Genomic DNA, 26,205 nt, shown 5'->3' with positions numbered 1-26,205 from the left:
GTGATCTTCTTTTCCGCATCAGCCCCGTGAAGTTAGGCGGGCTCTAGCGAGAGGCGCCTGAGACAGAGCGTAGTGGGGCCCAGGTTACAGCCACCCCCTCTCGGCGAAAGAGACCACCTCGCCATCTCCCACCACGAAGTGATCCAACACGCGGACCTCGAACAGCCCCAGCGCCTCGCGCAGCCGCTCGGTGATGCGCCGGTCGGCGTCACTGGGCTCGGCCACGCCGGAAGGGTGGTTATGGGCGAAGATGATGGCGCCGGCGCCCAACTCCAGGGCACGGCGAGCCACCTCGCGGGGATAGACCGAGGCGCTGTCCAGGGTGCCGCGAAACAACGACTCGTAGCGGATCACCCGATGCTGGCTATCGAGGAAGAGCGCAGCAAACTCCTCGTGGCCGAGATGGCGCAGCCGAGCGGCGAGATAGGCGCGCACCAGCGTTGGCGACGTCAGCGCATCGCCCCGGCTGAGCTGGCTGGCAAGATGCCGCCGCGACAGCTCCAGGGTGGCCTGTAGCTGGGCATACTTGGCCATGCCCATGCCTCGTTCGGCACAGAAGCGTTGCTGGTCGGCCTCCAGCAGCTGGCGAAGCCCGCCGAAGGCCGACAGAAGGTCCCGAGCCAGGTCTACCGCCGAACGCCCCTCCACGCCGACACGCAGGAAAATCGCCAGCAGCTCGGCATCGGAGAGTGCCTCTACCCCCAGCGCCAGCAATTTCTCCCGGGGGCGTTCCCCCTCCGGCCAGTCCCGAATCGACATCCCCGCCTCCCTGCCTGTCGCCCTGACTGACAGTGTAGTCGGCCCGGCGGCTACGCAAGGTGCAGCGCCGATGGTAAGGTAGGCGCCTGACGATATTTCCGGGGTCTCGCCCATGCCTTCTCTTTCCGGACAGCGCCTGCTGCTCGGCATCAGCGCCGGCATTGCCGCCTACAAGAGTGCCCAGCTCGCCCGCCTGCTTACGCAGGCAGGGGCCGAGGTGCGCGTGGTGATGACCGAAGGCGCCCAGGCCTTCATCACGCCACTGACGCTACAGGCGCTGACCGGAGAAGCCGTACGCACCTCACTGCTTGATCCCGACGCCGAGGCCGGCATGGGGCATATCGAGCTTGCCCGCTGGGCCGACACCATCCTGATCGCCCCGGCCACCGCCGACCTGATGGCGCGCCTCGCCCAGGGCCTGGCAGACGACCTGCTGACCACCCTGTGCCTGGCCAGCGAGGCCGACAAGGTGATGGCGCCGGCCATGAACCAGGCCATGTGGCGCCATCCGGCCACGCAGCGCAACGCGCTCCAGCTGGCCAAGGACGGCTGGCTGCTGCTGGGGCCCGACAGCGGCGACCAGGCCTGCGGCGACGTGGGGCCGGGCCGCATGCTCGAGCCAGAGGCGATCCTGGCGGAGCTGCTCTCCACGGCGCCCGCCACAAGGGAAGCCGAGGGCCTGACCGTCACCATCACCGCCGGCCCGACCCGGGAGCCGCTGGATCCGGTGCGCTACCTCTCCAACCACAGCTCCGGCAAGATGGGCTTCGCGCTGGCCGCCGCCGCCGCCGCGCTGGGGGCCCGGGTGCGGCTGATCAGCGGCCCGGTCACGCTACCGACACCGGACGGCGTCGAGCGTACCGACGTGGAGTCGGCCCGGGAGATGCACGAGGCCGCCCAACGGCTGGCCGTCGACAGCGACATCTTCATCGGCTGCGCCGCCGTCGCCGACTACCGGGCCGAATCGGCCGCCGAGCATAAGATCAAGAAGGTCGAGGGCGAGGAGGGCCTTGTCCTGAACCTGATCAAGAACCCTGACATCATCGCCGGGGTCGCCGCCCTCCCGGAGGCCCAGCGGCCACTAGTGGTGGGTTTCGCCGCCGAGACTCGCGACCTGGAAGGCTATGCGCGGGACAAGCTCACCCGCAAGGGGCTCGACATGATCGTCGCCAACGATGTTTCCCGGGCCGGGCTCGGCTTCGGCAGCGATGACAACGCCGCCCTGCTGCTGTGGCGGGAAGGTGATGGAAACAGCAGCGAAAACCTCGCCCCCCAGCCCAAGTCGCAGCTCGCCCTGGCGGTGATGCGCCGTGCCCTGGCCTGCCTGTCGCCTCGTCGCGCCCCCTGACACCGAATACCCGAGGATCCTCGATGACTGCCGTCCCCGCTCGCCCGCGCCTCGCCGTCCGGTTACTCGACGAGCGCATGCGCGACTTCATGCCCCGCTACGCCACCGACGGCTCGGCCGGCATGGACCTGCGCGCCCTGCTCGACGCCCCCCTGACCCTGGCGCCCGGGCAGTGCGAGCTGGTGCCCACGGGACTTGCCATCCACATCGCCGACCCGGCGCTTGCCGGGATGATCCTGCCCCGCTCGGGCCTGGGCCACAAGCACGGTATCGTGCTCGGCAACCTGGTGGGGCTGATCGATTCCGACTACCAGGGAGAGCTGATGATCTCCACATGGAACCGTGGCAACGCCCCCTTCACCATCGAGCCCTTCGAGAGGCTGGCACAGTATGTGCTGGTTCCCGTGGTGCGTGCCGAGCTGGAGGTCGTCGAGGATTTCGACACCGGCCACCGGGGCACCGGACAGCGCGGCACCGGCGGCTTCGGCAGTTCCGGTCGGCACTGAAGCAAAGCGTAGGCCCCGAGCCACACGACACTCCATACAGGACGGACCCCATGACCCAAGCAGCGAGCCAGGCAGTCCCCGCCTCCATCTTCCGCGCCTACGATATCCGCGGCATCGTCGACGACACCCTGACCGAGGCGAACGTCGAGCAGATCGGCGGCGCCATCGGCAGCGAGGCCCGCGCGCGTGGCGAGTCCACCCTGGTCGTCGCCCGCGACGGACGCCTCTCGGGCCCGCGCCTGCTGGCGGCCCTGACCCGCGGCCTGACGGCCTCGGGGTGCGACGTCGTCGATATCGGCATGGTGCCCACCCCGGTACTCTACTTCGCCACCCACGTGCTCGAGGGCACGGCCTCGGGCGTCATGGTCACCGGCAGCCACAATCCGCCGGACTACAACGGCTTCAAGATCGTGCTGGGCGGGGAGACGCTCTCCGGTGATGCCATCGCCGCCCTGCATGCCCGTATCGCGGAGGGTGACCTGGCCTCGGGCCAAGGCAGCGTAAGTGAACAGGATCTGCGGGAGGCCTACCTGCGGCGCATTCTCGGTGACGTATCCCTGGACCGGCCACTCAAGGCGGTGGTGGACTGCGGCAATGGCGTGGCCGGCGAGCTGGGCCCACAGCTGATCGAGAAACTCGGCGCCGAGACCGTACCGCTGTTTGCCGAAATCGACGGCAACTTCCCCAACCACCATCCCGACCCGGGCAAGCTCGAGAATCTCCAGGACCTGATTCGCACCGTCCAGGAGACCGGCGCCGATATCGGTCTGGCCTTCGACGGTGACGGCGACCGCCTCGGCGTGATCACCCCGAACGGTACGATGATCTATCCCGACCACCTGCTGATGGCCTTCGCCGAGGACATGCTGTCCCGCAACACCGGTGCCCGGGTGATCTTCGACGTCAAGTGCACCGGCAACCTGACCCGAGTGATCGAGGAGGCCGGCGGCACACCGGAAATGTGGCGTACCGGCCACTCGCTGATCAAGGCGCGCATGAAGGAGACTGGCGCCCTGCTGGCCGGAGAGATGAGCGGCCACATCTTCTTCCAGGAGCGCTGGTACGGCTTCGACGACGGCCTCTATGCCGCCGCCCGTCTGCTGGAGATCCTCTCGAAGCAGGATGACGACGCCGACACCTTCTTCGCCCGCTACCCCCAGGACGTCGGCACGCCGGAGATCAACATCACGGTGACCGACGAGACCAAGTTCACGCTGGTGGACCGTCTGGCCCGGGAGGGCGACTTCGGCGAGGACGGCATAAAGACGACCCTGGACGGCATCCGCGTCGACTACGCGGACGGGTGGGGGCTCTGCCGCGCCTCCAATACCACGCCGGTGCTGGTGCTGCGCTTCGAGGGCAAGGACGACGCCGCCCTGGCGCGCATCCGCGACCGCTTCGCCAACGCCCTCACCCAGGTGTCGCCCGACCTCGCACTACCCCTCTGAGGGGACATTCGCCATTCACAGGAGAGGATCCTGACAGATGACCGAACAGAGCCGCGACCCACAGCTGGTGGTGGAGATACTCTCCGAGGCACTGCCCTATATCCAGCGCTTCTCCGGCAAGACCGTGGTCGTGAAGTACGGCGGCAATGCCATGACCGAGGACACCCTGATCGACTCCTTCGCGCGCAACGTCGTACTGATGAAGGAAGTGGGCATCAATCCGGTGGTCATCCACGGCGGTGGACCGCAGATCGGCGAGCTGCTGGAGAAGCTGAATATCGAGTCAAGGTTCGTGGGCGGCATGCGGGTGACCGATGCCGAAACCATGGACGTGGTGGAGATGGTGCTGGGCGGCCTGGTCAACAAGGGCATCGTGAACCTGATCAATCAGTGCGGCGGCAAGGCCATCGGCCTGACCGGCAAGGACGGCGCACAGATCCGCGCCCGCCAGCTTCAGGTGGAGCACCAGGGCCCCGAGATGAAGGTGCCGGAAATCATCGATATTGGCCACGTGGGCGAAGTGGAACACATCTCCACCGATCTCATCGAGATGCTCGCCGCCCGCGATTTCATTCCGGTGATCGCCCCCATCGGCGTGGACGCGAAGGGCCGCAGCTATAATATCAACGCCGACCTGGTGGCCGGTAAGGTGGCCGAGGCCCTGGATGCCGAGAAGCTGATGCTGCTGACCAACGTGGCCGGCCTGATGAACGCCGAGGGTGAGGTACTCACCGGGCTGACCACCGGGCAGGTGGATGCCTTGATCGCCGACGGCACCATCCATGGGGGCATGCTGCCGAAGATCCGCTGCGCCCTGGATGCCGTAAAGGGCGGCGTGAGGAGCGCCCACATCATCGACGGCCGAGTGCCCCATGCCGTACTGCTGGAGATCTTCACCAACGCCGGGGTGGGCACCCTGATCACCGATGTCCCCCAGGATGCGAACGCCGACTGACTCTCGGGCCCGATCCACCGACCGACAAGAACATGATGACATGACGCAGGAAATACCCACACCCAGTCGCCGCGAGCAGATCCTGCAAGGCCTGGCGCTGATGCTGGAGGAGGACAGCGGCAAGCGCATCACCGTGGCCGCCCTGGCCCGCCAGGTCGGCGTCTCGGAGGCCGCGCTCTATCGTCACTTCCCCAGCAAGGCGCGGATGTTCGAGGGGCTGATCGAATTCATCGAGGCGTCCCTTTTCGAGCGCATCGGCCGCATCCTCGAAGAGGTGCCGGAGACGCTGCCGCGCTGCGGCCAGATCCTCACCCTGGTGCTGGCCTTCGCCGAGAAGAATCCCGGCCTGTCGCGTCTGCTGGGCGGCGACGCCCTGACCGGCGAGACGGCACGGCTACGGCTGCGCATCCACCAGCTCTTCGAGCGCCTCGAGACTCAGCTCAAGCAGATACTGCGCGAGGCGGAGCTGCGCGAGGGGCGACGCCCCTCACTGCCAGTCTCGGCGGCTGCCAACCTGCTGCTGGCCCACCTCGAGGGGCAGATCTCGCGCTATGTGCGCAGCGACTTCCGCCAGCGTCCTACCGAGCATTGGGACGACCAGTGGGCGCTGCTCTCGGCACAGCTGCTGCGCGAGAGCCCTCAGACGGCGTAGCGCGCCGAGCAGGATGATGCCACCGTCGCGGCCGGTATCAACGAGAAACCCCGCCGAATCGGATATCCGGCGGGGTTTCGGTTCCTAGCCTGAAGACCCACTACCCCTTGGCGGCTCGGTGCTTGGCCGCTTGGCGCTGCCCGGAGGGCGTCAAGCCGCCAGGGCGCCACCAATCTGCTGGCGGATCTTCTTCATGGCGTTCTTCTCGAGCTGGCGGATACGCTCGGCGGAGACGCCATAGACGTCGGCCAGCTCGTGGAGGGTGGCCTTGTCATCCCCCAGCCAGCGACGCTGCAGGATGTCCCGCGAGCGCTCGTCGAGGGTCTCCAACGCTTGCTGTAGGCGGTGCGTGGCATCCTGCTCCCAGTCGCTGTCCTCGAGCTGAGTGGCCGGATCGGCGCTGGCATCATCGAGGAAGTGCACCGGCGCCTGATAGGCGGACTCGTCGTCCTCCCCCGGCGAGGCGTCGAAGCCCGCGTCATGGGCCGACAGGCGCCCTTCCATCTCGCGCACCACTTCAGGCTTGACGTCGAGATCCTTGGCGATGGCCTCGACCTCGTCGCTGTTCAGCCACGCCAGGCGCTTCTTGGCGCCGCGCAGGTTGAAGAACAGCTTGCGCTGGGCCTTAGTGGTGGCGATCTTGACGATACGCCAGTTGCGCAGCACGAACTCGTGGATCTCGGCCTTGATCCAGTGTACGGCAAAGGAGACCAGCCGCACGCCCTGGTTGGGATCGAAGCGCTTGACGGCCTTCATCAGACCGACGTTGCCTTCCTGGATAAGGTCGGCCTGGGGCAGACCGTAGCCGGAGTAGCTGCGGGCGATATAGACGACGAAACGCAGATGCGAAAGCACCAGGCGACGCGCCGCTTCGAGGTCGCCCTCGTCGTGCAGGCGAAAGGCTAGCTCGCGTTCCTCATCGACGGTCAGCATGGGGATGCCGTTGACCGCCTGGATGTAACCGTTCAGGTCATGACCCGGGGAGAGTTGACCCACCGGCAGAAGACTGGTGCTCATGTGCAGGTTGTCTCCTTCGAAACCCATTGTCCTGTGCATACAGGGCTGTGCATGGTTGCCGCTTAAGACGGTGAAAACCGATGAAAGTTCCGGCTGTAGCCCGATAGTCCGTGGATCCGACCAGGACTCGCCTCAACGAGGCCGGATCTCCGCCAGGTGCCGATTCACGGCGATCCAGGCACCCAGCCAGCCAAGCAGTGTACTACACCCGAGCAGTATTGTAGACCCCTCGGGGCCCAGCCGCGGCAGGTGGAAACTGGCGCCGTAGCTCGCCGCCAATGCCGAGACCGGCGCCGAGAGCCAGTCGCTGCCCAGCGTCAACAGGCCCCACGCCAGCAGACCGCCGCCCAACCCGAACCAGGCCCCGCTGTAAAGAAAGGGGCGACGCACGAAGGCATGGGTGGCGCCGATCAGCGTCACCACCTCGATCTCCTGGCGGCGATTCTCCACGGCGAGCCGAATGGTGTTGCCCACCACCAGCAGCACCCCCAGCCCGAACAGCACGCCCAGGGCCAGGGTGACCCGCTGGCCCAGCTCGGCGAGGTGGCGCAAGCGCTCCAGCCAGGCAAGGTCCAATCGCACCTCATCGACGCCGGGGACGCCCTCGAGGGCCTCGGCAAGCCCTCGCACGGCCTCGGGGTCGGGATCCCCGGGACGCACCACGACACTGGCCGGCAGGGGGTTGCCCTCGAGCCGCATCAGGGCATCGCGCAGGCCCAACGCCTGCTGGAACTCGGCCATGCCCTCGGCGGCGGTGATCAACCGGGTACCGGCCACCCCCGCCTGAGCGGCCAGGGCCTCCTCGATACGCCCGGCTTCGCCCTCTGCGATCCCGATCTCAAGGTAGGCAGTGAGGGTGGCGCTCTCCTCCAACTCGGCGTCGAGCAGGCGGGCACTGTCCAGGGTCAGCCAGAGCCCCGCGGGCAGCACCAGGGCGATGGCGATGGCCAGCATGGTCATCAGACTGCCCAGTGGCCGGCGCAGCAAGCGCCGGCCACTGTCGACGGCCATAGTCCGGTGGTGGCGCGCCCAGGCCCGCCAGCGGACGCCGCCCGTTGGCCGGTGGGTGCGCGCACCGCGGGGCGAAGGGCTGGGGTCGCGGCTCATGCGACCTCCTCGTCAGCCACCAGACGACCATCATGGAGCCGCAGGGTGCGATGACGCAGCCGGGCGATCAGCGCCAGGTCATGGCTGGCGACCATCACGGTGGTCCCGATGCGATTGAAGTCCTCGAATAGCGTCATGATGTCGGCGGAAAGCTGGGGATCGAGGTTGCCGGTAGGCTCGTCAGCAAGCAACAGCGCTGGCTTGTTGACCACCGCCCGGGCGATGCCGACCCGCTGTTGCTCGCCGCCGGAAAGCTCGATGGGCAGCGCGCCCTCACGGTGCAGCAGCCCCACCTTGTCCAGCGATGCCCTCACCCGCCGCGCCGCCTCACGATGCTCGACTCCCTGGATCTCCAATGGCAAGGCCACGTTGTGGAAGATCGAGCGATCGAAGAGCAGCTGGTGGTCCTGGAAGACCACGCCGATCTGGCGCCGGTAGAAGGGAATCTGGCTGTGATGCAGGCGGTCGATATCATGACCCGCCACCCGCACCTTGCCGCGACTGGGACGTTCCAGGCGCATGATCAGGCGCAGCAGCGAGCTCTTGCCCGCCCCGGAGTGACCGGTGAGGAAGACCATCTCGCCGCGCCGCACCCGGAAATCGATATTGGCGAGCGCCTCGAAGCGCCCTCCATAGCGCTTGCCGACGTGCTCGAAGGCGATCATGACTCGGCCGACACCGGCTCGCGGTCGAAGAGGGCATCGACAAACTCACTCGCCGCGAAGGGGCGCAGGTCATCCAGAGACTCGCCGACGCCGATGAAGCGGATCGGCGTGCCGAGCTGGCGGGCCAGGGCGAAGATGATGCCCCCCTTGGCCGTGCCGTCGAGCTTGGTCAGGGTGATACCGGTAACCGGCACCGCCTCGTTGAAGGTCGAGGCCTGGGCCAGGGCGTTCTGGCCGGTGCCCGCATCGAGCACCAGCATCACCTCATGAGGTGCGCTGGCGTCAACCTTGCCCATTACCCGGCGGACCTTCTTGAGCTCCTCCATCAGGTGGGCCTTGTTGTGCAGGCGGCCGGCGGTGTCGGCGATCAGCACGTCGATGCCCCGCGCCTTGGCGGCCGAGACGGCATCGAAGATCACCGAGGCGCTGTCAGCCCCGGTGTGCTGGGCGATCACCGGCACATCGTTGCGCTCGCCCCAGACCTTGAGCTGCTCCACCGCCGCCGCCCGGAAGGTATCGCCGGCGGCCAGCATCACGCTGCGCCCCTCGCGCTGGAAGCGTTGGGTCAACTTGCCGATGGTGGTGGTCTTGCCTACGCCGTTGACGCCCACCACCAGAATCACGAAGGGGCCCTCGCCCTTCGGCGGCAGCGCCAGCGGTTGTGCGACCGGCTCGAGCATCGTCGCGAGCTCCTCCTGCAGGGCCCGGTAGAGCGCCTGGGGCTCCTTGAGCTCCTTGCGAGAGACACGGTCGGTGAGCCGATCGATGATCTCGGTGGTGGCCTCGATGCCCACGTCCGCCATCAGCAGCTGGGTTTCGAGCTCCTCCATGAGATCGTCGTCGATCTGCTTGCGGCCCATGAAGAGATCCGCCAGGCCGTCGGTGAGGTTGGCACGCGTCTTGCCAAGCCCGGCACGGATGCGAGAGAACCAGCCCTGCTTCTCGGCGACCGGCTTTTCCTGCAGGGCCGCTTTAGGTCGAGCAGGCTCGGGGGCAGCCTCGACGGCCTGCTCGCGGGGCGCCGATTCGGGTTCGTTGGGCTCGTCCCGGGCCGGCTCGGGCGGCTTCGCCGGCTGACTGCCGGATGCGGCCTCGCTGACTTCGTCGGCGGCCTCCGTCGCCGGCGCGGACTCGGTGGCGTCGTCTGCCGCTTGCTCGTCCGACCGGCGCTCGGCCTCCTGTTCCGGTGTCGTCTGCTGCCCGTCCTGCTGCTTCTTGCGCTTGAAAATACCGAACATGGGGGGATCACGCCTCACGGATGAACGAATCGACTCATCCTACCATCGCGCACCATGACTGTGGACAAGCCGGCGGGTACAATCCGCCCCCATGACACGACGCCCCTCCCCTTCCCGCAAGCCAGGCAGACCGGCCGCCAGCGCACCCAAGGGTTCCGGCCGCCGGGGGTCCGGACGGCTGCGCCTGATCGGCGGCGAGTACCGGCGCCGCCAGCTGCCGGTACTCGACCGCCCGGGGCTGCGCCCCACCCCCGACCGTGTCCGAGAGACGCTGTTCAACTGGCTCGCCGCCGCCACGCCCGGCGCGCGAGTTCTCGACCTTTTCGCCGGTACCGGGGCACTCGGCCTGGAAGCCCTCTCGCGGGGGGCCCGTCAGGCGGTTTTCGTCGAGCGCGACCCCCGGGTGGCGCGCCAGCTCGCCGACAACCTCGCGACCCTGGGGGCCGCCGAACGCGCAACCCTGGTCACCGCCGATGCCCAGACCTTCCTCGCCGGCACCCCCACTCCCTTCGCCCTGGCCTTCCTCGATCCGCCCTTTCGCCAAGGGCTCGCCGGCGCCTGCTGCAATGCCCTGGAGGCGGGCTGGCTCGACGAGAACGCCCTCGTCTACGTGGAAACCGAGTCGGCGCTCGCTCCCGAGGTACCCGCCAGTTGGCAACTCCACCGCGAGGTGTTTGCCGGTGATAGCACCGGGCGCCTCTACCGCCGGCAACCGCCTGGCCAGGGGTAGTCGGACGGTGACGCTTGCTGAGCTCCGAGCGCGGCGTTACGCTGCGCGCTGAAGGACCCCATCGGGCATGCCCACCAGCAGGATGTCGCCAGGAGAAAAGGATGAGTAACGAACTCTTCAACCAGCTCGAACAGAAGGTCACCAGCGCCGTCGAGGCCCTGGAGTTGATGAGAATGGAAGCCGAGGAGCTGCGCGAGGAAAACGCCCGCCTGAAACAGGAGCGCGAGGAGTGGGAGCGCAGGCTCTCCGCGCTGCTGGGGAAGTTCGACGAAGTCGAGACGACGACCAGCAGCTGAGGCGACATCAGGCCAGCGGGAGCGACATCAGCAGCGCGTCCTCCCGCTGGCCATCGACGCACGACGGATAGTAGCCACGCCGCCGGCCATCCTCGCCGAATCCCGCACGTCGATAGAGCACCAGGGCCGCTTCGTTGCCCGCCCTGACCTCCAGCAACAGGCGCTCACTTCGCCAGGTACCTGCCTGGTCGATCACCGCCGTCAGCAGGCGCCCCGCCAACCCCCGGCGACGCGCTTGCCCATCCACCAGGATCGCCTGCAACTCTGCATCGAAGGGTAGCCGCACCACCACCGCATGGCCGATCAGGCCACCTTCACGCTCGATGCCGAGCACCCGCGTGTCAGGGTCGGACAGCGCCGCCCGCAGTTGGTCTTGCGTCCAAGGGTCGGGACTGGCGGCCTGCTCCAGCGCCGAAAGCGTCTCCAGATCGGCCAGAGCCAGCCGCCTCACCCCTTCAGCCGGGCTCACGACCCGCGCTCCAGGCGTCGCGCCAGCCCACCATCCGCGGCCAGAGGGCTCGCTTGGCCTCGGCACTGCCAGACAGCTCGCTCAAGGAGGGCCCCTGCCAGGCCGGCAGCGCCAGCAGCGGGCAGTGACCATCCGACAGCGTCAGCAGCTCGTCCAGGGTGGCGTTCTCCCCGAACACCAGCAGCCGTTCCGGTACCCAACCGCGCCGCTGCCGACCGGCCAGGAAGGCCTGAAGGCCCTCCCGAGCCTCCTCCAGCGGCGCCTCCACCGGCAGCCCTTCCACCTGGGGCCAGCGAAAGGCCTCGAAGGCCGGCATCTGTTCGGGCTCCACGCCTGCCGCCTGCAGCAGGTGGCGCAGCAGACGCAGTTCCACGCTGCCGGGCGGCACCTCTCCAGGCAGCAACACCAGCCAGCGACCATCCAGGCATGCCACCTGCAGGGTGAAACGCAGCGCCTCGCCCGGTTGGCGCACAGGGCTAGGGCTCATCGATTCGGACGCGGTCTCCGGCTCGTCGGCCGGCACCAGGTCACCCAGCAGTGCTCGAGCCCGGCCGGCCGAAGGACGATGCCGCGGTTCCGGCTCGGCGGGAGCCGGACGAGGCATCGCGACCTGCGCTTCCGCGGCCTCGTCGAGCAGCGCATGCAGCCGCTCTCCCGGGGCGCGGCGCTCCTCGGTCACTGGCGGGGCCGCCTCCCACTCGCAGGCCGGAGAGGGCAAGGCATTGGGCAAGCGGTAGCGGGACACCCAGGCCGTCAGGCCCATGGCCTCCAGGTACTGCAGGCGCTGCGGCTCCGGGGTCACGACTGGCCGCCACCCCGACAGTCGGGGGAGTCGGGGCGCGACCGGCCGCTGGCCTCCCACTCCTCGGGGGTGAAGAGATGTAGGGCCAGGGCGTGAACGGGACCGGCAAGCTCGTCGGCGAGCAACGCGTAAACCTGTTGGTGACGCTTGACCGGCATCAATCCCTCGAGTCGGGGAGATACCAGGGTGACCTTGAAGTGGGTCTCGGAGTTCGGCGGCACGTTATGCCGATGACTCTCGTTCTCCACCGCGAGGAAGTCGGGCTCCAGGGCCCTGAGCTTGTCTTCGATGGTGGCCTGGATGCTCATGTCGGGGTTCCGATGCTGTGTGAATGATCGGGCCATTGTACGCCTTCAGCCCGTCACAGACGACGTCCGCAGCGGCTCGGGACAGCGCGTCTACCGCTGGGTGCAACCGGCCAGGGCGAGTCGCGAAGAATCGACTGATCCTGCTTGCCTCGTTGCGGAGTCCCTAACGAGGAAACCGGCCGAAGCCGGTTTCCCCTGATCGATGCCGGGCGGGCAAGGTCAGTCCTGGTCCGTCTCCAGCAGGAGAGCATCGTCCACCTCGGAGATTTCCAGCGCCGCTTCATTGTCGAGGTCGATGGCCAGATAGCTGTGCTCGACCTGCAGGAAGCGCTGGAAGAGCGCCCAGTCCAGGGCTTCCGGCCATTGGCGTTCATCCTCTTCCCAGGCGCGCAGTTCCGTCTCGAGGATCTCGAGGTAGCGCTCGTGCACGAAGGCCTCCAGGGCCTCGGGCGTATCCATCTCCGGGATCAGGTAGACGGTGCTTTCGCGCTCGACGTCGGCCAGGGTCAGGTCATCGCCCTCCATCGTGGGTTCGAGCGCATTGATCCAGTCCACGAAATGCCGGGTCGGCCTGACGCTCAGGGCGGAGCGGTTGAGCAGTTTCATCACGGTCTCCTCGACGTCGAAACGCCGACCATTATGGGTGCTGGGGCCGTCCCTTACCAACAATTCCGGCCCCGATCACTCCACCTCGGGGCGCATCGCCGGAAAGAGCAGCACATCGCGGATGGAGGCACTATCGGTGAAAAGCATCACCAGCCGGTCGATGCCGATGCCCTCGCCGGCGGTGGGCGGCAAGCCGACCTCCAGCGCCCGCACATAGTCGGCGTCGTAGTACATTGCCTCCAGGTCGCCGGCTTCCTTCTCCTCGGCCTGGGCGCGGAAGCGCTCGGCCTGGTCCTCGGCGTCGTTGAGCTCCGAGAAACCGTTGGCGATCTCGCGGCCGCCGACGAAGAATTCGAAACGCTCGGTGACGAAGGGGTCCGCGTCCTTGCGCCGCGCCAGGGGGCTCACCTCGGTGGGGTATTCGGTGATGAAGGTGGGCTGCTGGAGACGATGCTCCACGGTCTTCTCGAAGATCTCGATCTGCACCTTGCCCAGCCCCCAGCCATCCTTGACGTCGATGTCCAGGCGCTCGGCGATCTGACGCGCAGCGGCCTCGTCGGCCAGGGCCTCGGCATGGATCTCCGGGTTGAACTCGAGGATGGCATCGAACACCGTGATCCGTCGCAGTGGCTGGCCGAAGTCATACTCGAAGGTCTCGAGCACCTCGCCCTCGCCGTTACGCACGGTATTCACCACCGTGGTCGTACCCAGCACCCTGCGGGTCACGCTGCGCAGCATCTCCTCGGTGAGATCCATCAGGTCGTCGTGGTTCGCGTGAGCCTGATAGAACTCGATCATGGTGAATTCGGGATTGTGACGGGTGGAGAGCCCCTCGTTGCGGAAGTTGCGGTTGATCTCGAAGACCCGCTCGAAGCCGCCCACCACCAGGCGCTTGAGATAGAGCTCCGGCGCGATGCGCAGGTACATGTCGATGTCCAGCGCATTGTGGTGGGTGACGAAGGGGCGTGCCGTGGCGCCGCCGGGAATCGGCTGCAGCATGGGGGTCTCGACCTCCATGAAGCCGCGATCCTCGAAGAAGCGTCGCATGGCGCTGATTACCCCGGCGCGGGTCTCGAACACCTTGCGCGAATCGGGGTTCATGATCAGGTCGACGTAGCGCTGGCGGTAGCGCGCCTCCATGTCGGTGAGGCCGTGGAACTTGTCGGGCAGCGGACGCAGGCTCTTGGTGAGCAGCCGGGCCTCCACCATCATCACGTAGAGGTCACCCTTGCCCGACTTGTGCACCGGACCGCGGGCCGCCACGATGTCGCCAATGTCCCAGCCCTTGACGTCTTCCAGCACCTCGGCCGGCAGCCCCTTCTTGTCCACATAGAGCTGGATCGTGCCGGAGGGATCCTGGATGACGATAAAGGGCCCACGCTTGCGCATGACGCGCCCCGATACGGCGGCCTGGCGATCCAGCACCTCAAGATCGGCCTTGTCCCGATCACCGAGCTCGTCGATCAACCCGGCCGCCAGGCTGTCGCGGCGAAAATCGTTGGGAAAGGCGCTTGCGCCGGTCTCGGCGGCACGCTCGCGGCGGGCGGCCAGCTTGGCACGACGCTCCGCGATCAGGCGGTTCTCGTCATTGTGCGGGCTATCCGATGAAGGGCTCTCGTTGGCCATTTTGCTACCTGTTAAAGAGTGAGCTGGGAGCCTCGGGCTACGCGCCACGAGCGGGCTGGCTGTCGCTCGCGGCCCGTGGCTCGAAGCTACAGTCCCTGCTTGAGGCTGGCGACGATAAACGGGTCAAGATCCCCGTCCAGCACCTTGTCGCAGTTGCTTGACTGGACGCCGGTGCGCAGATCCTTGATGCGCTGGTCATCCAGCACATAGGAACGGATCTGGCTGCCCCAGCCGATATCGGCCTTGGAGTCCTCGGCCTCCTGCTTGGCGGCGTTGCGCTTCTGCATCTCGTGTTCCCACAGCTTCGCCTTGAGCTGCTTCATGGCGAAGTCGCGGTTGGCGTGCTGGCTGCGCTGGCTCTGGCAGGCCACCACGATGCCGGTGGGCTCATGGGTGATGCGCACCGCCGAGTCGGTGGTGTTGACATGCTGCCCGCCGGCCCCGCTGGAGCGGTAGGTGTCGGTACGTAGATCCGAGGGATTGATCTCGACCTCGAAGCTGTCATCCACCTCCGGCGACAGGAACACCGAGGCGAAGGAAGTATGCCGGCGGCCGCCGGAGTCGAAGGGACTCTTGCGGACAAGGCGGTGCACGCCGGTCTCGGTGCGCAGCCAGCCGAAGGCGTACTCGCCCTGGACGTGCACCGAGGCCGACTTGATACCCGCCACATCGCCGGCGGAGACCTCGATGATCTCGGCCTTGAAGCCGTGGTGCTCGGCCCAGCGCAGGTACATGCGCAGCAGCATGTTGGCCCAGTCCTGGGCCTCCGTGCCGCCGGATCCGGCCTGGATATCGAGATAGGCGTTGTTCTCGTCCATCTCGCCGGAGAACATGCGCCGGAACTCGAGCTTCTCGAGGCTGGCCTGAAGCCCTTCGATCTCCTTCTGGACCTCGTCGACGGTGCCTTCATCGTCCTCCACCTCGGCGAGCTCTAGCAGGTCGCGGCTGTCGCCGAGGCCCTGCTCGAGATCGTCGATGGTAGCCACGATCGCTTCAAGCGTCGCTCGCTCCTTGCCAAGCTTCTGAGCGTAATCCGGATCGTTCCAGACGTTGGGATCCTCGAGCTCGCGGGTGACTTCCTCTAGCCGATCCTTCTTTTCGGCATAGTCAAAGATACCCCCTCAGGACGTCTGTCCGCTCGGACAGGTCCTTGATGAGGTGATGAATCGGGTTGGTTTCCAGCATGGGGCTCATCCGAGTCTGCAAGGGAAAATGCCGGCCGCGGCCCTGGCGTCGAGCCAGCGCCGAGACGGCACGGAAAAGGTGGCTATTGTAGCGAAAGTGCCGCCGCGCCGCATCCACCGCGCGCTGACGGCTCTAAACAACGAAACCCGGCCGAAGCCGGGTCCCGAGGTCAGGCGCGGGAATGGTGGTTAGAAGCGATAGTCCACCGAGAGGGCGAAGACGTCCGCCGAGACCTCGTAGGTCCCCGCGAGATTGCCCTTGCTCGCATTCTCGTTGGTCGGCGTGGCGCGCTGGTCGATATCGCCATCATCGGCGAAGACGTGCATGTAGCCCGCGGTGATGCCGAGCTCCGGGCTGGGCATCCAGGTGGCACCGAGGGTCGCCCACTGACGGTCGGCATCCGGCACCCGCGGCGTGCGGAACTCGGCGCTCGGCACCGGACTCTCGTCCAGGCCCAGGCCGGCACGCAGCAGCCACTGCGGGGTCAGCGCATAGTTCGCCCCTACCGAGAAGGCCCAGGTATCGTTCCAGTTTTCCTCGGTGCGACTCGGATCGCGACCATCATCGAAGTCGACCACCAGTTCATCAAAGCTGCTCCATTCGGTCCACTCGGCGTTGGCCATCAGCGCCAGTCGATCGGTCAACTGGTGATGGATACCCAGATTCAGGTTGGCCGGTGTGGTCAGCTCGGCCTTGCCGCCGGTTCCAGTCACCTGCCCTGCGGCAATGGCGCCTTGCGAGACGGGATCCGTGCCTCTGACGTCGAGTTCGCCGTCGAGGGTCAGGTCGATTTCCGAACGATAACCGATCCCCAGGCGGGTCCGATCGTCGACCTGGAAGAGCGCGCCAAGCGTGTAGCCATAGCCCCAGTCATCGCCCGTCACCTCACCGATGACGTCGTTCTGGCCCGGTGTGGCGACAGGGCTGCCCATACTGGCTGCCGCGCTTCCGAAGTCTATGGCATTCGTGAGGGTCGCATCCGCATACTGGGCACGAAGCCCCACCGCCAGGTTGAGGCGATCGGACGCTCGATAGTTGAGGGTCGGTTGGAAATCGATGGTGGCCAGCTCGGTCTCGATGGCGTGGTAGCGACCGATCCAGTCCTCGTCGTACTTGGTCGATAGACCATAGGGCGCATAGATGGCCATGCCCAGGTCGAAGCGATCATCAAGCTGCGTCTTGGCGGCAAAGCTAGGCACCACCGCCGTTTCACCCCCCTGACGAGAGCCGCCCCGGTCGTAGCCCACCGCACCACCGAGGCTGCTGGCCTCGGCATCGTTGAGCTCGAAATCGGCATCGATATAGGCCACCCCACCGACGACCTGGTTGCCGTCGATATGGCCGATGGCAGCCGGGTTGTAGGCCATGAAGCTGGCGTCCTCGGCCCCCGCGGCGGCATTGGAGAGAGCGTTGGCCAGCGTCTTGGCGCTCTGCTCGCGGACCTGGAAGCCGGAAGCGGACACCTGACTGGCCATCAGCGCCGTGGAGGCAAGGGCGACGGCGACGGCGAGCTTGTTGAACTTGTTGTGCATGGGCGCGACATCCTTTCGGGTGAATAATGCTGGGGTCTTGCCGTTGCTCTTTCTGGCGTACCTGCAGTGTTTGCGAATCCCCCACCCGGGATCAAGCACAAACGACCGTTTTAAACTAAAAAATCCTAATACTTTGGTTGCACGGCCGTTTCATTTCTCAAGTTTTCATCGACTTAGGCAGCACATGCTCGCCATGACAGGCGCAATGGTGCCACCCCTTGACCTATGGGTAACCCAAAGGTTTTACACTAGCCGCATGATTGATTCGAGGAAACCCATCATGAAGGTCAGTGACCTGGCACGCCTGGCTGGCGTCACCGCCGAGACGGTGCGCCACTACACCCGCGAGAGGCTGCTGCATCCCCAGCGCCATCCCGAGAACGGCTATCAGCTGTTCGGCCAGACGGATCTGGATCGGCTGCGCTTCATCCAGCGGGCCCGCACCCTGGGATTCGGCGTGGCCGAGATCCGTGACATTCTCGATCACGCCGACCACGGCGATTCGCCCTGCCCCATGGTGCGCGACCTGCTGGCAAACCGACTGCCGCAGATCCGTGAGCAGATCCGCGAGCTGGAATCGCTGGCCTCGCGCATGGAACGGGCCCTGGCCGCCTGGGACGGGATGCCCGACGGCACCCCGGACGGCCACAGCATCTGCCGCCTGATCGAGAGCTTTCCCGAACCGCTCGATGCCGACCAAGAGACCACCGAGGAGGCCCGATGAACGCCAGACAGACCCGGGAACGCCAGGTCCCGAGCATGAGCTGCCAGGGCTGCGTGACCAAGATGCGACAGGCCATCCAGGCCGAGGACGCACAAGCCGAGGTCAGCGGCACGCCGTCCGAAAAACGCCTGGAGGTCATCACGACCCTGGCCGATGACGACCTGGACGCGGCGCTGGCCGATGCCGGCTACCCGGCAGCCGGCCGACAATACCATGAGCGCCGCGTGCCGGGCATGAGCTGCCAGGGCTGCGTCGGCAGGATGCGCAAGGCGATCCAGGCCGAGGACCCGGACGCCGAAGTGGCCGGTTTCCCGGACGAGAAGCGCCTGACGGTTAACACCGCCCTGGGAGGCGAGACCCTGGACCAGTTGCTGGAACGGGCTGGCTACCCTTCCGCTGAATCCACGGAAGCTGCCGAACCGGAGCGCGAATCATCCTCGGAGCCGGAGCCCGACGTCTCATCCTACGAGCAAGCACCCGACCAGGCCGCTCACTCGGGCGGGGATTTCCAAGAGGAAGAGACCGACGCACGCGCCACCGCCCACCGACTCTCGATCAGCGGCATGACCTGTGCCAGCTGCGTGAAGAGCGTCCAGCAGGCGCTCGAGCGCACACCAGGCGTGGTCAGCGCCGAGGTCAACTTTGGCACGCATACCGCCCAGGTGCGCGGCCGCGCCGACACGGACGCCCTGATCGAGGCCGTACAGGACGTCGGCTACGATGCCGAGCCCATCGTCGACATGCGTGAGGCCGAACAGGCTCGAGCCGAGCGCGACGAGCGGGAGTACCGTCGTCGCCTGAAGGGCAGCGCCTGGTCGCTGGCCCTGGCGGTGCCGCTGATGGCCAGCATGTTCGTCTTTCACCCCCACCCCGTGGGAGCCGGACGGCTCTACTGGCTGGTGATCGGCCTGTTGACGCTGGCCATAATGGTGTACCCGGGGCGCCACTTCTTCGTCAACGCCTGGAAGAACTTCAAGCACCACCAGGCGAACATGGACACCCTGATCGCCATGGGCACCGGCACCGCCTGGGTCTACTCCATGGCAGTGGTGGCCTTCGGACCCTGGCTGCCCGAGGTGGCCCGGGGCATCTACTTCGAGGCCTCGGCCATGGTCATCGGCCTGGTACTGCTGGGCAATGCTCTCGAGCTGCGGGCGCGAGGCCGGACCAGCGACGCCCTCAAGCGACTGCTCGACCTGCAGAGCCGAACCGCGCGGGTGATCCGCGACGGCGAGGAGCGTGAGGTCGAGATCGACGAGGTGCGCGAGGGCGACCACATCCGTGTGCGCCCCGGCGAGCGCCTGCCGGTGGACGGCGAGGTGACCGAGGGGCAGAGCCATATCGACGAGTCCATGCTCACCGGCGAGCCCCTGCCCGTCACGAAGGGCAAGGGCGACGAGGTCAGCGCCGGCACGGTGAACGGCAAGGGCTCCCTGGTCTATCTTGCAACGCGCGTAGGTGCTGACACCCGCCTGGGCCAGATCACCGAACAGGTGGCCAGCGCCCAGAACTCCCGTCCGCCCATCGGCCAGCTGGCCGATCAGGTGTCGAGCGTCTTCGTGCCTTCGGTGCTGATCATCGCCGTGATCACCGCACTGGCCTGGTTCAATTTCGGCGCCGAGCCCAGAGTGATCCATATGCTGGTCACCGCCACCACGGTGCTGATCATCGCCTGCCCCTGCGCCCTGGGCCTGGCCACGCCGATCTCCACCATGATCGGCGTGGGCAAGGCGGCCGAACACGGCGTGCTGGTGCGCAGCGGCGATGCCCTGCAGACCGCCAGCAAGCTGACGACCCTGGTGGTGGACAAGACCGGCACCCTCACCGAAGGCAAGCCGGAGGTCACGGAATCGGAGGTGCTCGAGGGCGAAGAGCAGGACGTGCTGGGTCTGGTGGCGGCCCTGGAGCGCGGCTCCGAACACCCCCTGGCGGCGGCCTTGATGGCGCATGCGGAAGAGCGCCGGGCCGAACCCGGCGAGATTCGCGGCTTCGACACCGTCACCGGCGGCGGGGTCAAGGCGACGACGGCCGACGGCAGGGCGCTGCTGCTGGGCAATGCCCGTCTGCTGGAGGAGGCCGGCATCGAGCTTTCCAGTGGCCGCGAGATGGCTTCCGACCTGGAGGAGAAGGCGCGCACCGTGGTCTATCTGGCGGTGGATGGCCGGCTGGCCGCGCTGTTCGGCATCAGCGACCCCTTGCGCCATGACACCATCGCCGCAGTGAAGCGCCTGCAGGCCGACGGCCTCAAGGTGGTGATGCTCACCGGCGACAACGCCCATACCGCCGGCGCCATCGCTCGGGAGGTCGGCATCGACGACTTCCGCGCCGGCCTGCTGCCCGAGGACAAGCATGCCGAGATCGAGCGGCTGCAGCGTGAGGGGGAAATCGTGGGCATGGTCGGCGACGGCATCAACGATGCCCCGGCCCTGGCCCGCGCCGAGGTGGGCTTCGCCATCGGCCAGGGGACGGACGTGGCCATCGAGAGCGCCGGCATTACCCTGGTCCGCGGTTCGCTGCACGGGGTGGCCGCCGCCATCGAGATCAGCCGAGCCACCCTGCGCAACATCAAGCAGAACCTGGTCGGCGCCTTCGGCTACAACACCCTGGGCATTCCCATCGCCGCCGGGGTGCTCTACCCCGTCACTGGCACCCTGCTCTCGCCGATCATCGCCGGGGTCGCCATGTCGCTCTCCTCGATCACCGTGGTGAGCAACGCGAACCGGCTACGCCTGTTCCGCCCTTCCAGCGAAACCGTCGGTGACGGCCCGGGGAACCACCAGAAAAAGGAGGACGCATCATGAGCTGGATCGTCAATCTCGCCGGCCTGGCACTGATCGCCCTGATCGCCTGGTGGTTCTGGCTGGCAGACGCTAGCTGACGCCCATATAGCGCCCCGGCTTGTGGTTCAGGGCGATGATCAGGTTGAGCGCAATGGCGCCAAGCACCGAGAGCCCTACCCGCTCCATCGGCAGCACCAGCAGGGCTCCCAGCATGATGAGCGCATCGATGCCCAGCTGAACGTAGCCCGCCCGCCAGCCATAGCGGTCCTGCAGGAAGAGCGCGAGGATATTGATGCCGCCCAGGCTGGTGCGGTGGCGGAACAGCACCAGCATGCCGATGCCGATCAGGCTGCCGCCCATCAGGGCCGCATAGAGCGGGTGCAGCCACTCGATGCGAATCCAGCCGGTGGTGAGCTCCGAGAACACCGATACCAGTCCGATGGCCACGAAGGTGCGCAGCGTGAAGGACCAGCCCATGCGACGCACGGCCAGCCAGTAGAACGGCAGGTTGATCAGGAAGAACCCGATACCGAAGCGCCAGCCGGTGGCATACTGCAGCAGGAAGGCCAGGCCCGCGGTACTGCCGGTGAGCAGCATCGCCTGGGTATAGAAGCTGACGCCAAGGGCAACGAAGAGCGTGCCGACCAGCATTGCCATCACGTCCTCATGGGGCCGATGGGGGTCGGTAGGCAGTTCCTGGGGATCCATTTATCTTTCCTTATAGTGGCTCGGCGTGCTCGAGCATCAGCTGGAGACTCTCGCGTCCCCGCCAGCGGTTGCGATTGAGCTTGTAGGCGCAGCGCAAATGATCACCGACGCCAAAGGCCGGACTCTCGCCGGGGTAGAGCGCGCGGAACCAGATCGCCTTCAGGCTCGCGGTCCCGCTGGAGAGCTCCAGCATCAGGTGGCTTCCGTCGGCGCCCACCGGACGCAGGGCCTCGACCAGAAACTCACCCTGGAACAGCGGCGCATCGAACTCGCGGCCGTAGGGCCTCAGCCGCTCGAGCTCGTCGAGGGTGGCGAGACCGAGCTGATGGGGCGCTAGTTCACCGTCGGTGAAGATCCGCGGGCAGAGCTCGGTATCGCCCAGCTGCTCGCCCACCGCCTGCAGGAATGCCGTACGAAATGTCGCCAAGCGCTCGCGGGGAACGCCCACTCCCGCGGCACCGCGATGACCACCGAAGCGCGGAAGCGCCTCGGGCGCCAGCTCGAAAGTCCGCTGCAGGGCGTCGCGCAGGTGCAGCGCCTCGATGGAGCGTCCGGAGCCGGTGAGCATGCCGGGCGCCGCTGCCGGAGTCAGTACCAGCGCCGGCCGGCCGAAGGCCTGCACCAGCCGCGAGGCGACGATACCCTGCACGCCCGGGTGGCCATCCTCCAGGAAGACAACGATGGCGGGCTCTTCGGCCGTCAGGGCTGGCAGGGCCAGCGCCTTGGCCTCCTCGGCCATCTCGGCCTCGATCGCCTTGCGAGACTGGTTATCCTGATCCAGCGTCTCCAGGTGCCGCGTCGCCGTAGCGTCGTTTCCCGCGAGCATAAAGTGCAGCGCCGCATAGGGATCGTCCAGGCGCGAACGGGCGTTGATCCGAGGCCCCATCTGGAAGGCCAGGGTCTCGGCATCGAAGGGAACGCTATCAGCCCCCAGGCGTGCCGCCATGGCCCGCCAGCAGGCGGCCTCCATGCGATTGATCAGCGCCAGGCCGTGGGTCACCACGGCACGGTTGGCGGCGCTGCCGCCCAGGGAGACGCAGTCAGCCACCGTGCCCAGCGCCACGTAGGAGAGCCAGGGCGAGAGCTTGGGCGTCGCCTCGGGCAGCACGCCCCACTCGATCAGCACCTGCCGGCCCAGCGACATCACCAGCCAGGCCACCATGCAGCCGGCGATGGTCGGGTCGGGATAGGCGCAGTCATCACGGGTGGGATTGACCACGGCGTAGGCCGAGGCCGGCGGGCCCTCCACCGGCAGGGCGTGGTGGTCGCTGACCACCACCTCGATGCCGGCGTCCCGGAGCCGGGCGATGCGCGGCTCGTCGGAACTTCCGCAATCGGCAGTGATCACCAGGCTCGGCCGCGGCGAGAGCGCCAGGGTGCGCTCCACCAGCGGCAGGCTGATGCCGTAGCCGTCATGAATGCGGTGGCCGATCAGGCTGTGCAGGCGCGCCTCTGGCACCCCGAAGAGCTCGACCAGGGTACGCCGGATCACCACGTGGGAGGTGATGCCGTCCACGTCATAGTCGGTGAGGATGCCGATATGCTCGCCGTCCACCACCGCCTGAGCGATGCGTTCGGCCGCACGTCGTGCGTCGGCGAGCTTCTCGGGGTGAGCTAGGTGGCGCAGGCTGGGCGAGATCAGCGGCGCCAGTTCACCCTGGTAGCCGGCAAGCCGTCCCGCCAGCACCCGAGCCTGAAGCTCGGTCAGACCTTCTTCGCGGGCACGGGCATAGAGCGCCTCATCGCGGGGCCTAGGCTGGATGCGGGGGCGCAAGCGCGCCTGCAGATCGATGGGATCGGTGACGGCGTCCAAGCCTGACTCCTGTGATTCGCACTCATCGACATGGCGATGGATCATCGCCGTGCCAAACGAGGGGCGCCGGGGACAGGCCGAAGAGGAGGTCCTATGCCAGGGATGGCATCGGTAGCGCCCATGGAAGGGTTCACAGCGCCTCCTCGCAGGCCTGTCGCCGGATCAGCCCCGAGAGGGAAGGCTACGACCGACGGTTCTCGGCAACGAACTGCTGCACGGCGGAAAGCTCGGCGGGCAGCACAGTATAGCGCTCCTCGCGTTCCAGCAGGTCGTCCATATGCGGCGGCAGCGGCACCCCCGGGAAGCCGGCCTTGACGACCGCCTCGGCGAACTTGGCCGGGTGGGCCGTGGCCAGAGTGATCACCGGGGTCTCGGCGTCGCTGCGCGCCTGTTCGGCGGCACGGTAGCCGGTGGCGGTGTGCGGGTCGAGAACCTCCTGGGTGCGATGATGCGCCTCGCGGATCACCTCCAGGATGGTGGCATCGTCCACGCTGTGGCTGGCGAAGGAGTCGCGCAGCCGGGCCAGCGGCGCTTCAGCCAGAGCCGTCGGCTCGGCCTGGAAGCGCTCGAGCAGGGCCTTCACCGCCGCCCCGTCGCGTTCGTAGGCCTCGAACAGCAGCCGCTCGAAGTTGGACGACACCACGATGTCCATGGAGGGGGCGAGCGTGGCCACCAACTCCTGCTTGGAGAAGTCGTTGTCGGCCAGGGTGCGGTGCAGGATATCGTTGGCATTGGTGGCGATGATGAACTGCTTGACCGGCAGTCCCATGCGCTTGGCCATGTAGCCGGCGAAGACGTTGCCGAAGTTGGCCGAGGGCACGCAGAAGCTCACCGCCCGCTGGGGAGCCCCCAGTACCACGGCCGAGGCCACGTAGTAGACGATCTGGGCCATGATGCGCGCCCAGTTGATGGAGTTCACCGCCACCAGCCGAGTGCCGCTCAGGAAGCCCTGGTCGGCGAAACTTGCCTTGACCATGGCCTGGGCGTCGTCGAAGTTGCCTTCGATGGCGACATTGAAGACGTTATTGGCCAGCACCGTGGTCATCTGGCGGCGCTGCACCTCCGAGACCCGCTGATAAGGATGCAGAATGAAGATGTCGAGGTTGTCGCAGTGTCGGCAGCCCTCGATGGCCGCCGAGCCGGTGTCGCCCGATGTGGCCCCCATGATCACGGCCCGCTCGCCGCGCTTCTGCAGGAAGTGGTCGAGAATGCGACCGAGGAGCTGCAGGGCCACATCCTTGAAGGCCAGCGTGGGGCCATGGAACAGTTCGAGCAGGAAGTGGTTGGCATCGAGCTGGTTGAGCGGCACCACGGCATCGTGGCTGAAGGTGGCATAGGCCTCCTCGACGATGCTCCGGAAGGTCGCGTCGTCGATCTCGCCGTTGACGTAGGGCTTCATGACCCGGAAAGCGATGCCGGCGTACGACAGCCCGGCCATATCGGCCAGATCGTCATGGGAGAGCGTCGGGACCTCCTCCGGCACATAGAGGCCACCATCGCTCGCCATGCCGGTGAGCACGACCTCCTCGAAGGAGAGCGCGGGCGCCTGCCCGCGGGTGCTGATATAGCGCATGGCTTACTCCTGCTCGTCCAGCGACTCGACGCGGATGCGCGTCACCGGGCCGGCGATATCGGCCAGCGACTCGATCAGGCGCATCGCCTCGTTCATCTGCTTCTCGCGGGTACAGTGAGTCAGCAGGATGATCGGCACCAGCTCTCCCTCCTTGGCCTCCTTCTGGATCAAGGCCTCGATGGAGATGCCCTGCTCGGAGAGGATCGTCGCAACCCGCGCCAGCACGCCAGGGCGGTCCACCGCCAGCAGCCTCAGGTAGTAAGCGCTGACGATGTCCTCCATGGGCATGATCGGCAGATCGCTCTCCTGCTCACCGATACCGCTGAAGGCCAGATAGGGCACGCGATAGTGATGGTCAGTGGTGATATCGCGTGCCACATCCAGCAGGTCGGCGACCACGGCGGAGGCAGTGGGCTCCGCACCGGCACCGGCGCCGTAGTAGAGGGTCGGCCCCACGGCATCACCCATGATGGCGATGGCGTTCTTGACACCATAGACGCTGGCCAGCAGCCGCTCCTTGGGAATCAAGGTCGGGTGCACGCGCAGTTCAAGACCGGCTTCCGTGCGCTTGGAGATGCCCAGGTGCTTGATGATGTAGCCCAGGTTGTCGGCCTGTTCCACATCTTCGGCGGTGATGCGCGAGATCCCCTCGGTGTAGGCCTTGTCGAACTGCAGGGGCACGCCGTAAGCGATGGAGGCCAGTATCGTCAACTTGTGGGCGGCATCGATGCCCTCGACATCGAAGGTCGGGTCTGCCTCGGCATAACCCAGTGCCTGGGCCTCGGCGAGCACGTCCTCGAAGGCGCGCCCCTCTTCACGCATGTGGGTCAGGATATAGTTGCCGGTGCCGTTGATAATACCGGCCACCCACTCGATGCGGTTGGCGCCCAGGCCTTCACGCAGTGACTTGATCACCGGAATGCCGCCGGCCACCGCGGCCTCGAAGGCGACGATCACGCCCTTCTCGTGGGCGGCCTTGAAGATCTCGTTACCATGCACGGCGATCAGCGCCTTGTTGGCGGTGACCACGTGCTTGCCGTTCTCGATGGCAGTGAGTACCAGTTCGCGGGCCACATCGTAGCCACCGATCAGTTCGACCAGCACATCGATGTCGGGGTTGGTGGCCAGCTCGAAGACGTCGGAAGTCGTCTTTATGCCGGTGATATCACACTCGGGATTGAAGCTGCGGAAGGCGACTTGCTCGATGACGATCGGACGCCCTGCGCGTCGGGCGATGTCGTCGGCATTGCGTGTCAGCACGTTGAAGGTCCCGCCACCGACGGTCCCCAGGCCACAGATTCCCACTCTCACCGGTTTCAATGTCATTCCCCTCGTTCTGGCGTGTGTCTCATCGTTGA

Annotated in this window: 25 protein-coding genes; 9 read left to right on the top strand and 16 right to left on the bottom strand. The window is 66.7% G+C overall.

Translation table 11 applies throughout. From position 1 onward, the window contains the following. Positions 1-84: 84 nt before the first annotated feature. Positions 85-759: a RadC family protein gene (radC, locus tag HALO32_RS09460; RefSeq protein ID WP_151443561.1), complete on the bottom strand. Its 675-nt coding sequence runs from the start codon at positions 757-759 to the stop codon at positions 85-87. A 112-nt stretch (positions 760-871) separates the two neighbouring features. Between radC and coaBC the strand changes: the two genes are divergently transcribed. The 5 genes from coaBC to slmA are packed head-to-tail and all read left to right on the top strand — an operon-like array spanning position 872 to position 5,668. Further along, a complete protein-coding gene (gene coaBC / locus HALO32_RS09455; RefSeq protein ID WP_151443560.1) occupies positions 872-2,107 on the top strand; it encodes a bifunctional phosphopantothenoylcysteine decarboxylase/phosphopantothenate--cysteine ligase CoaBC in 1,236 nt (411 codons plus the stop codon). Between the two features lie 23 nt (positions 2,108-2,130). Beyond that, positions 2,131-2,613 carry a dUTP diphosphatase gene (dut, locus tag HALO32_RS09450; protein WP_151443558.1) on the top strand — a complete coding sequence of 161 codons (483 nt, stop codon included), beginning with the start codon at positions 2,131-2,133 and terminating at the stop codon, positions 2,611-2,613. A 50-nt stretch (positions 2,614-2,663) separates the two neighbouring features. Further along, on the top strand, positions 2,664-4,061 hold the full coding sequence (locus HALO32_RS09445) for a phosphomannomutase/phosphoglucomutase (RefSeq protein WP_151443556.1): 1,398 nt from the start codon (positions 2,664-2,666) through the stop codon (positions 4,059-4,061). Between the two features lie 37 nt (positions 4,062-4,098). Then, on the top strand, positions 4,099-5,016 hold the full coding sequence (gene argB, locus HALO32_RS09440) for an acetylglutamate kinase (protein WP_151443554.1): 918 nt from the start codon (positions 4,099-4,101) through the stop codon (positions 5,014-5,016). 40 nt (positions 5,017-5,056) lie between these two features. Further along, positions 5,057-5,668, top strand: coding sequence for a nucleoid occlusion factor SlmA (gene slmA / locus HALO32_RS09435; RefSeq protein WP_151443552.1), 612 nt, complete (start codon positions 5,057-5,059; stop codon positions 5,666-5,668). A 150-nt stretch (positions 5,669-5,818) separates the two neighbouring features. Here the strand turns inward: slmA and rpoH are convergent, their stop codons facing one another. From rpoH to ftsY, 4 genes are all read right to left on the bottom strand, one after another. Further along, positions 5,819-6,685 (bottom strand): RNA polymerase sigma factor RpoH, encoded by an 867-nt coding sequence (gene rpoH / locus HALO32_RS09430; protein ID WP_151443550.1) that lies wholly within the window; start codon positions 6,683-6,685, stop codon positions 5,819-5,821. Positions 6,686-6,817: 132 nt separating this feature from the next. Next, positions 6,818-7,792 carry a permease-like cell division protein FtsX gene (gene ftsX, locus HALO32_RS09425; protein WP_151443548.1) on the bottom strand — a complete coding sequence of 325 codons (975 nt, stop codon included), beginning with the start codon at positions 7,790-7,792 and terminating at the stop codon, positions 6,818-6,820. After that, the gene (gene ftsE / locus HALO32_RS09420) at positions 7,789-8,457 is read right to left on the bottom strand and encodes a cell division ATP-binding protein FtsE (RefSeq protein WP_151443546.1); all 669 of its coding nucleotides are present in this window, start codon (positions 8,455-8,457) and stop codon (positions 7,789-7,791) included. The genes ftsX and ftsE overlap by 4 nt, the downstream gene beginning before the upstream one ends. Beyond that, positions 8,454-9,695 (bottom strand): signal recognition particle-docking protein FtsY, encoded by a 1,242-nt coding sequence (ftsY, locus tag HALO32_RS09415; RefSeq protein ID WP_151443544.1) that lies wholly within the window; start codon positions 9,693-9,695, stop codon positions 8,454-8,456. The genes ftsE and ftsY overlap by 4 nt, the downstream gene beginning before the upstream one ends. A 91-nt stretch (positions 9,696-9,786) precedes the next feature. Here ftsY and rsmD point away from each other — a divergent pair, with 91 nt between their 5' ends. Together rsmD and HALO32_RS09405 are read left to right on the top strand one after the other, a co-directional pair. Further along, on the top strand, positions 9,787-10,425 hold the full coding sequence (gene rsmD / locus HALO32_RS09410; RefSeq protein WP_151443542.1) for a 16S rRNA (guanine(966)-N(2))-methyltransferase RsmD: 639 nt from the start codon (positions 9,787-9,789) through the stop codon (positions 10,423-10,425). A gap of 101 nt (positions 10,426-10,526) precedes the next feature. After that, entirely contained in the window at positions 10,527-10,721 is a 195-nt protein-coding gene (locus HALO32_RS09405; RefSeq protein ID WP_151443541.1) for a cell division protein ZapB, read from the top strand. A 7-nt stretch (positions 10,722-10,728) separates the two neighbouring features. On the opposite strand, the gene rimI is transcribed toward HALO32_RS09405, so the two are convergent. The 7 genes from rimI to HALO32_RS09370 form a co-directional block, all read right to left on the bottom strand. After that, a complete protein-coding gene (gene rimI / locus HALO32_RS09400) occupies positions 10,729-11,190 on the bottom strand; it encodes a ribosomal protein S18-alanine N-acetyltransferase (protein ID WP_151443538.1) in 462 nt (153 codons plus the stop codon). After that, entirely contained in the window at positions 11,177-11,992 is an 816-nt protein-coding gene (locus tag HALO32_RS09395) for a hypothetical protein (protein WP_151443537.1), read from the bottom strand. Before HALO32_RS09395 ends, rimI begins: the two co-directional genes overlap by 14 nt. Next, positions 11,989-12,300, bottom strand: coding sequence for a BolA family protein (locus tag HALO32_RS09390; RefSeq protein ID WP_151443535.1), 312 nt, complete (start codon positions 12,298-12,300; stop codon positions 11,989-11,991). The genes HALO32_RS09395 and HALO32_RS09390 overlap by 4 nt, the downstream gene beginning before the upstream one ends. 219 nt (positions 12,301-12,519) lie before the next feature. Continuing rightward, positions 12,520-12,906: a hypothetical protein gene (locus HALO32_RS09385; RefSeq protein WP_151443534.1), complete on the bottom strand. Its 387-nt coding sequence runs from the start codon at positions 12,904-12,906 to the stop codon at positions 12,520-12,522. A gap of 75 nt (positions 12,907-12,981) precedes the next feature. Further along, a complete protein-coding gene (gene lysS / locus HALO32_RS09380; protein ID WP_151443532.1) occupies positions 12,982-14,532 on the bottom strand; it encodes a lysine--tRNA ligase in 1,551 nt (516 codons plus the stop codon). Between the two features lie 86 nt (positions 14,533-14,618). Beyond that, positions 14,619-15,714, bottom strand: a protein-coding gene (gene prfB, locus HALO32_RS09375) for a peptide chain release factor 2 (protein ID WP_151443816.1) whose coding sequence is annotated in 2 segments (ribosomal slippage) — positions 14,619-15,641 and positions 15,643-15,714 — 1,095 coding nt in all. Because the reading frame shifts where the segments join, the coding sequence is not laid out codon by codon here. A gap of 191 nt (positions 15,715-15,905) precedes the next feature. Further along, complete coding sequence (locus HALO32_RS09370; protein ID WP_151443530.1) at positions 15,906-17,249, bottom strand: OmpP1/FadL family transporter; 1,344 nt, start codon at positions 17,247-17,249, stop codon at positions 15,906-15,908. Between the two features lie 280 nt (positions 17,250-17,529). Here HALO32_RS09370 and HALO32_RS09365 point away from each other — a divergent pair, with 280 nt between their 5' ends. Both HALO32_RS09365 and HALO32_RS09360 read left to right on the top strand, forming a co-directional pair. Further along, positions 17,530-17,973 (top strand): MerR family transcriptional regulator, encoded by a 444-nt coding sequence (locus HALO32_RS09365; protein ID WP_151443528.1) that lies wholly within the window; start codon positions 17,530-17,532, stop codon positions 17,971-17,973. Continuing rightward, positions 17,970-20,774, top strand: a complete 2,805-nt coding sequence (locus HALO32_RS09360; protein ID WP_407646841.1) for a heavy metal translocating P-type ATPase — start codon at positions 17,970-17,972, stop codon at positions 20,772-20,774. Before HALO32_RS09365 ends, HALO32_RS09360 begins: the two co-directional genes overlap by 4 nt. 69 nt (positions 20,775-20,843) lie before the next feature. Here HALO32_RS09360 and HALO32_RS09355 read toward each other — a convergent pair whose 3' ends face one another. From HALO32_RS09355 to HALO32_RS09340, 4 genes are all read right to left on the bottom strand, one after another. After that, the gene (locus tag HALO32_RS09355; RefSeq protein ID WP_151443526.1) at positions 20,844-21,461 is read right to left on the bottom strand and encodes a YitT family protein; all 618 of its coding nucleotides are present in this window, start codon (positions 21,459-21,461) and stop codon (positions 20,844-20,846) included. A gap of 10 nt (positions 21,462-21,471) precedes the next feature. Then, on the bottom strand, positions 21,472-23,274 hold the full coding sequence (locus HALO32_RS09350; RefSeq protein WP_225809890.1) for a single-stranded-DNA-specific exonuclease RecJ: 1,803 nt from the start codon (positions 23,272-23,274) through the stop codon (positions 21,472-21,474). Positions 23,275-23,455: 181 nt separating this feature from the next. Then, positions 23,456-24,847 (bottom strand): threonine synthase, encoded by a 1,392-nt coding sequence (gene thrC / locus HALO32_RS09345; RefSeq protein ID WP_151443522.1) that lies wholly within the window; start codon positions 24,845-24,847, stop codon positions 23,456-23,458. 3 nt (positions 24,848-24,850) lie between these two features. Then, positions 24,851-26,167, bottom strand: coding sequence for a homoserine dehydrogenase (locus tag HALO32_RS09340; protein WP_151443814.1), 1,317 nt, complete (start codon positions 26,165-26,167; stop codon positions 24,851-24,853). Positions 26,168-26,205: the final 38 nt, after the last annotated feature.

The sequence above is a fragment of the Halomonas lysinitropha genome, assembly GCF_902500215.1.
Lineage (GTDB): Bacteria > Pseudomonadota > Gammaproteobacteria > Pseudomonadales > Halomonadaceae > Halomonas > Halomonas lysinitropha.
Note: the sequence above shows the minus strand (reverse complement) of the source record. Positions and strands in the feature narration are given on the sequence as shown.

Excerpts from the sequence above, each read along its gene's own strand:
- radC (WP_151443561.1), bottom strand. The coding sequence starts at position 759 with ATGTCGATTCGGGACTGGCCGGAGGGGGAACGCCCCCGGGAGAAATTG.
- coaBC (WP_151443560.1), top strand. The coding sequence starts at position 872 with ATGCCTTCTCTTTCCGGACAGCGCCTGCTGCTCGGCATCAGCGCCGGC.
- dut (WP_151443558.1), top strand. The coding sequence starts at position 2,131 with ATGACTGCCGTCCCCGCTCGCCCGCGCCTCGCCGTCCGGTTACTCGAC.
- HALO32_RS09445 (WP_151443556.1), top strand. The coding sequence starts at position 2,664 with ATGACCCAAGCAGCGAGCCAGGCAGTCCCCGCCTCCATCTTCCGCGCC.
- argB (WP_151443554.1), top strand. The coding sequence starts at position 4,099 with ATGACCGAACAGAGCCGCGACCCACAGCTGGTGGTGGAGATACTCTCC.
- slmA (WP_151443552.1), top strand. The coding sequence starts at position 5,057 with ATGACGCAGGAAATACCCACACCCAGTCGCCGCGAGCAGATCCTGCAA.
- rpoH (WP_151443550.1), bottom strand. The coding sequence starts at position 6,685 with ATGAGCACCAGTCTTCTGCCGGTGGGTCAACTCTCCCCGGGTCATGAC.
- ftsX (WP_151443548.1), bottom strand. The coding sequence starts at position 7,792 with ATGAGCCGCGACCCCAGCCCTTCGCCCCGCGGTGCGCGCACCCACCGG.
- ftsE (WP_151443546.1), bottom strand. The coding sequence starts at position 8,457 with ATGATCGCCTTCGAGCACGTCGGCAAGCGCTATGGAGGGCGCTTCGAG.
- ftsY (WP_151443544.1), bottom strand. The coding sequence starts at position 9,695 with ATGTTCGGTATTTTCAAGCGCAAGAAGCAGCAGGACGGGCAGCAGACG.
- rsmD (WP_151443542.1), top strand. The coding sequence starts at position 9,787 with ATGACACGACGCCCCTCCCCTTCCCGCAAGCCAGGCAGACCGGCCGCC.
- HALO32_RS09405 (WP_151443541.1), top strand. The coding sequence starts at position 10,527 with ATGAGTAACGAACTCTTCAACCAGCTCGAACAGAAGGTCACCAGCGCC.
- HALO32_RS09390 (WP_151443535.1), bottom strand. The coding sequence starts at position 12,300 with ATGAGCATCCAGGCCACCATCGAAGACAAGCTCAGGGCCCTGGAGCCC.
- HALO32_RS09385 (WP_151443534.1), bottom strand. The coding sequence starts at position 12,906 with ATGAAACTGCTCAACCGCTCCGCCCTGAGCGTCAGGCCGACCCGGCAT.
- lysS (WP_151443532.1), bottom strand. The coding sequence starts at position 14,532 with ATGGCCAACGAGAGCCCTTCATCGGATAGCCCGCACAATGACGAGAAC.
- HALO32_RS09370 (WP_151443530.1), bottom strand. The coding sequence starts at position 17,249 with ATGCACAACAAGTTCAACAAGCTCGCCGTCGCCGTCGCCCTTGCCTCC.
- HALO32_RS09365 (WP_151443528.1), top strand. The coding sequence starts at position 17,530 with ATGAAGGTCAGTGACCTGGCACGCCTGGCTGGCGTCACCGCCGAGACG.
- HALO32_RS09360 (WP_407646841.1), top strand. The coding sequence starts at position 17,970 with ATGAACGCCAGACAGACCCGGGAACGCCAGGTCCCGAGCATGAGCTGC.
- HALO32_RS09355 (WP_151443526.1), bottom strand. The coding sequence starts at position 21,461 with ATGGATCCCCAGGAACTGCCTACCGACCCCCATCGGCCCCATGAGGAC.
- thrC (WP_151443522.1), bottom strand. The coding sequence starts at position 24,847 with ATGCGCTATATCAGCACCCGCGGGCAGGCGCCCGCGCTCTCCTTCGAG.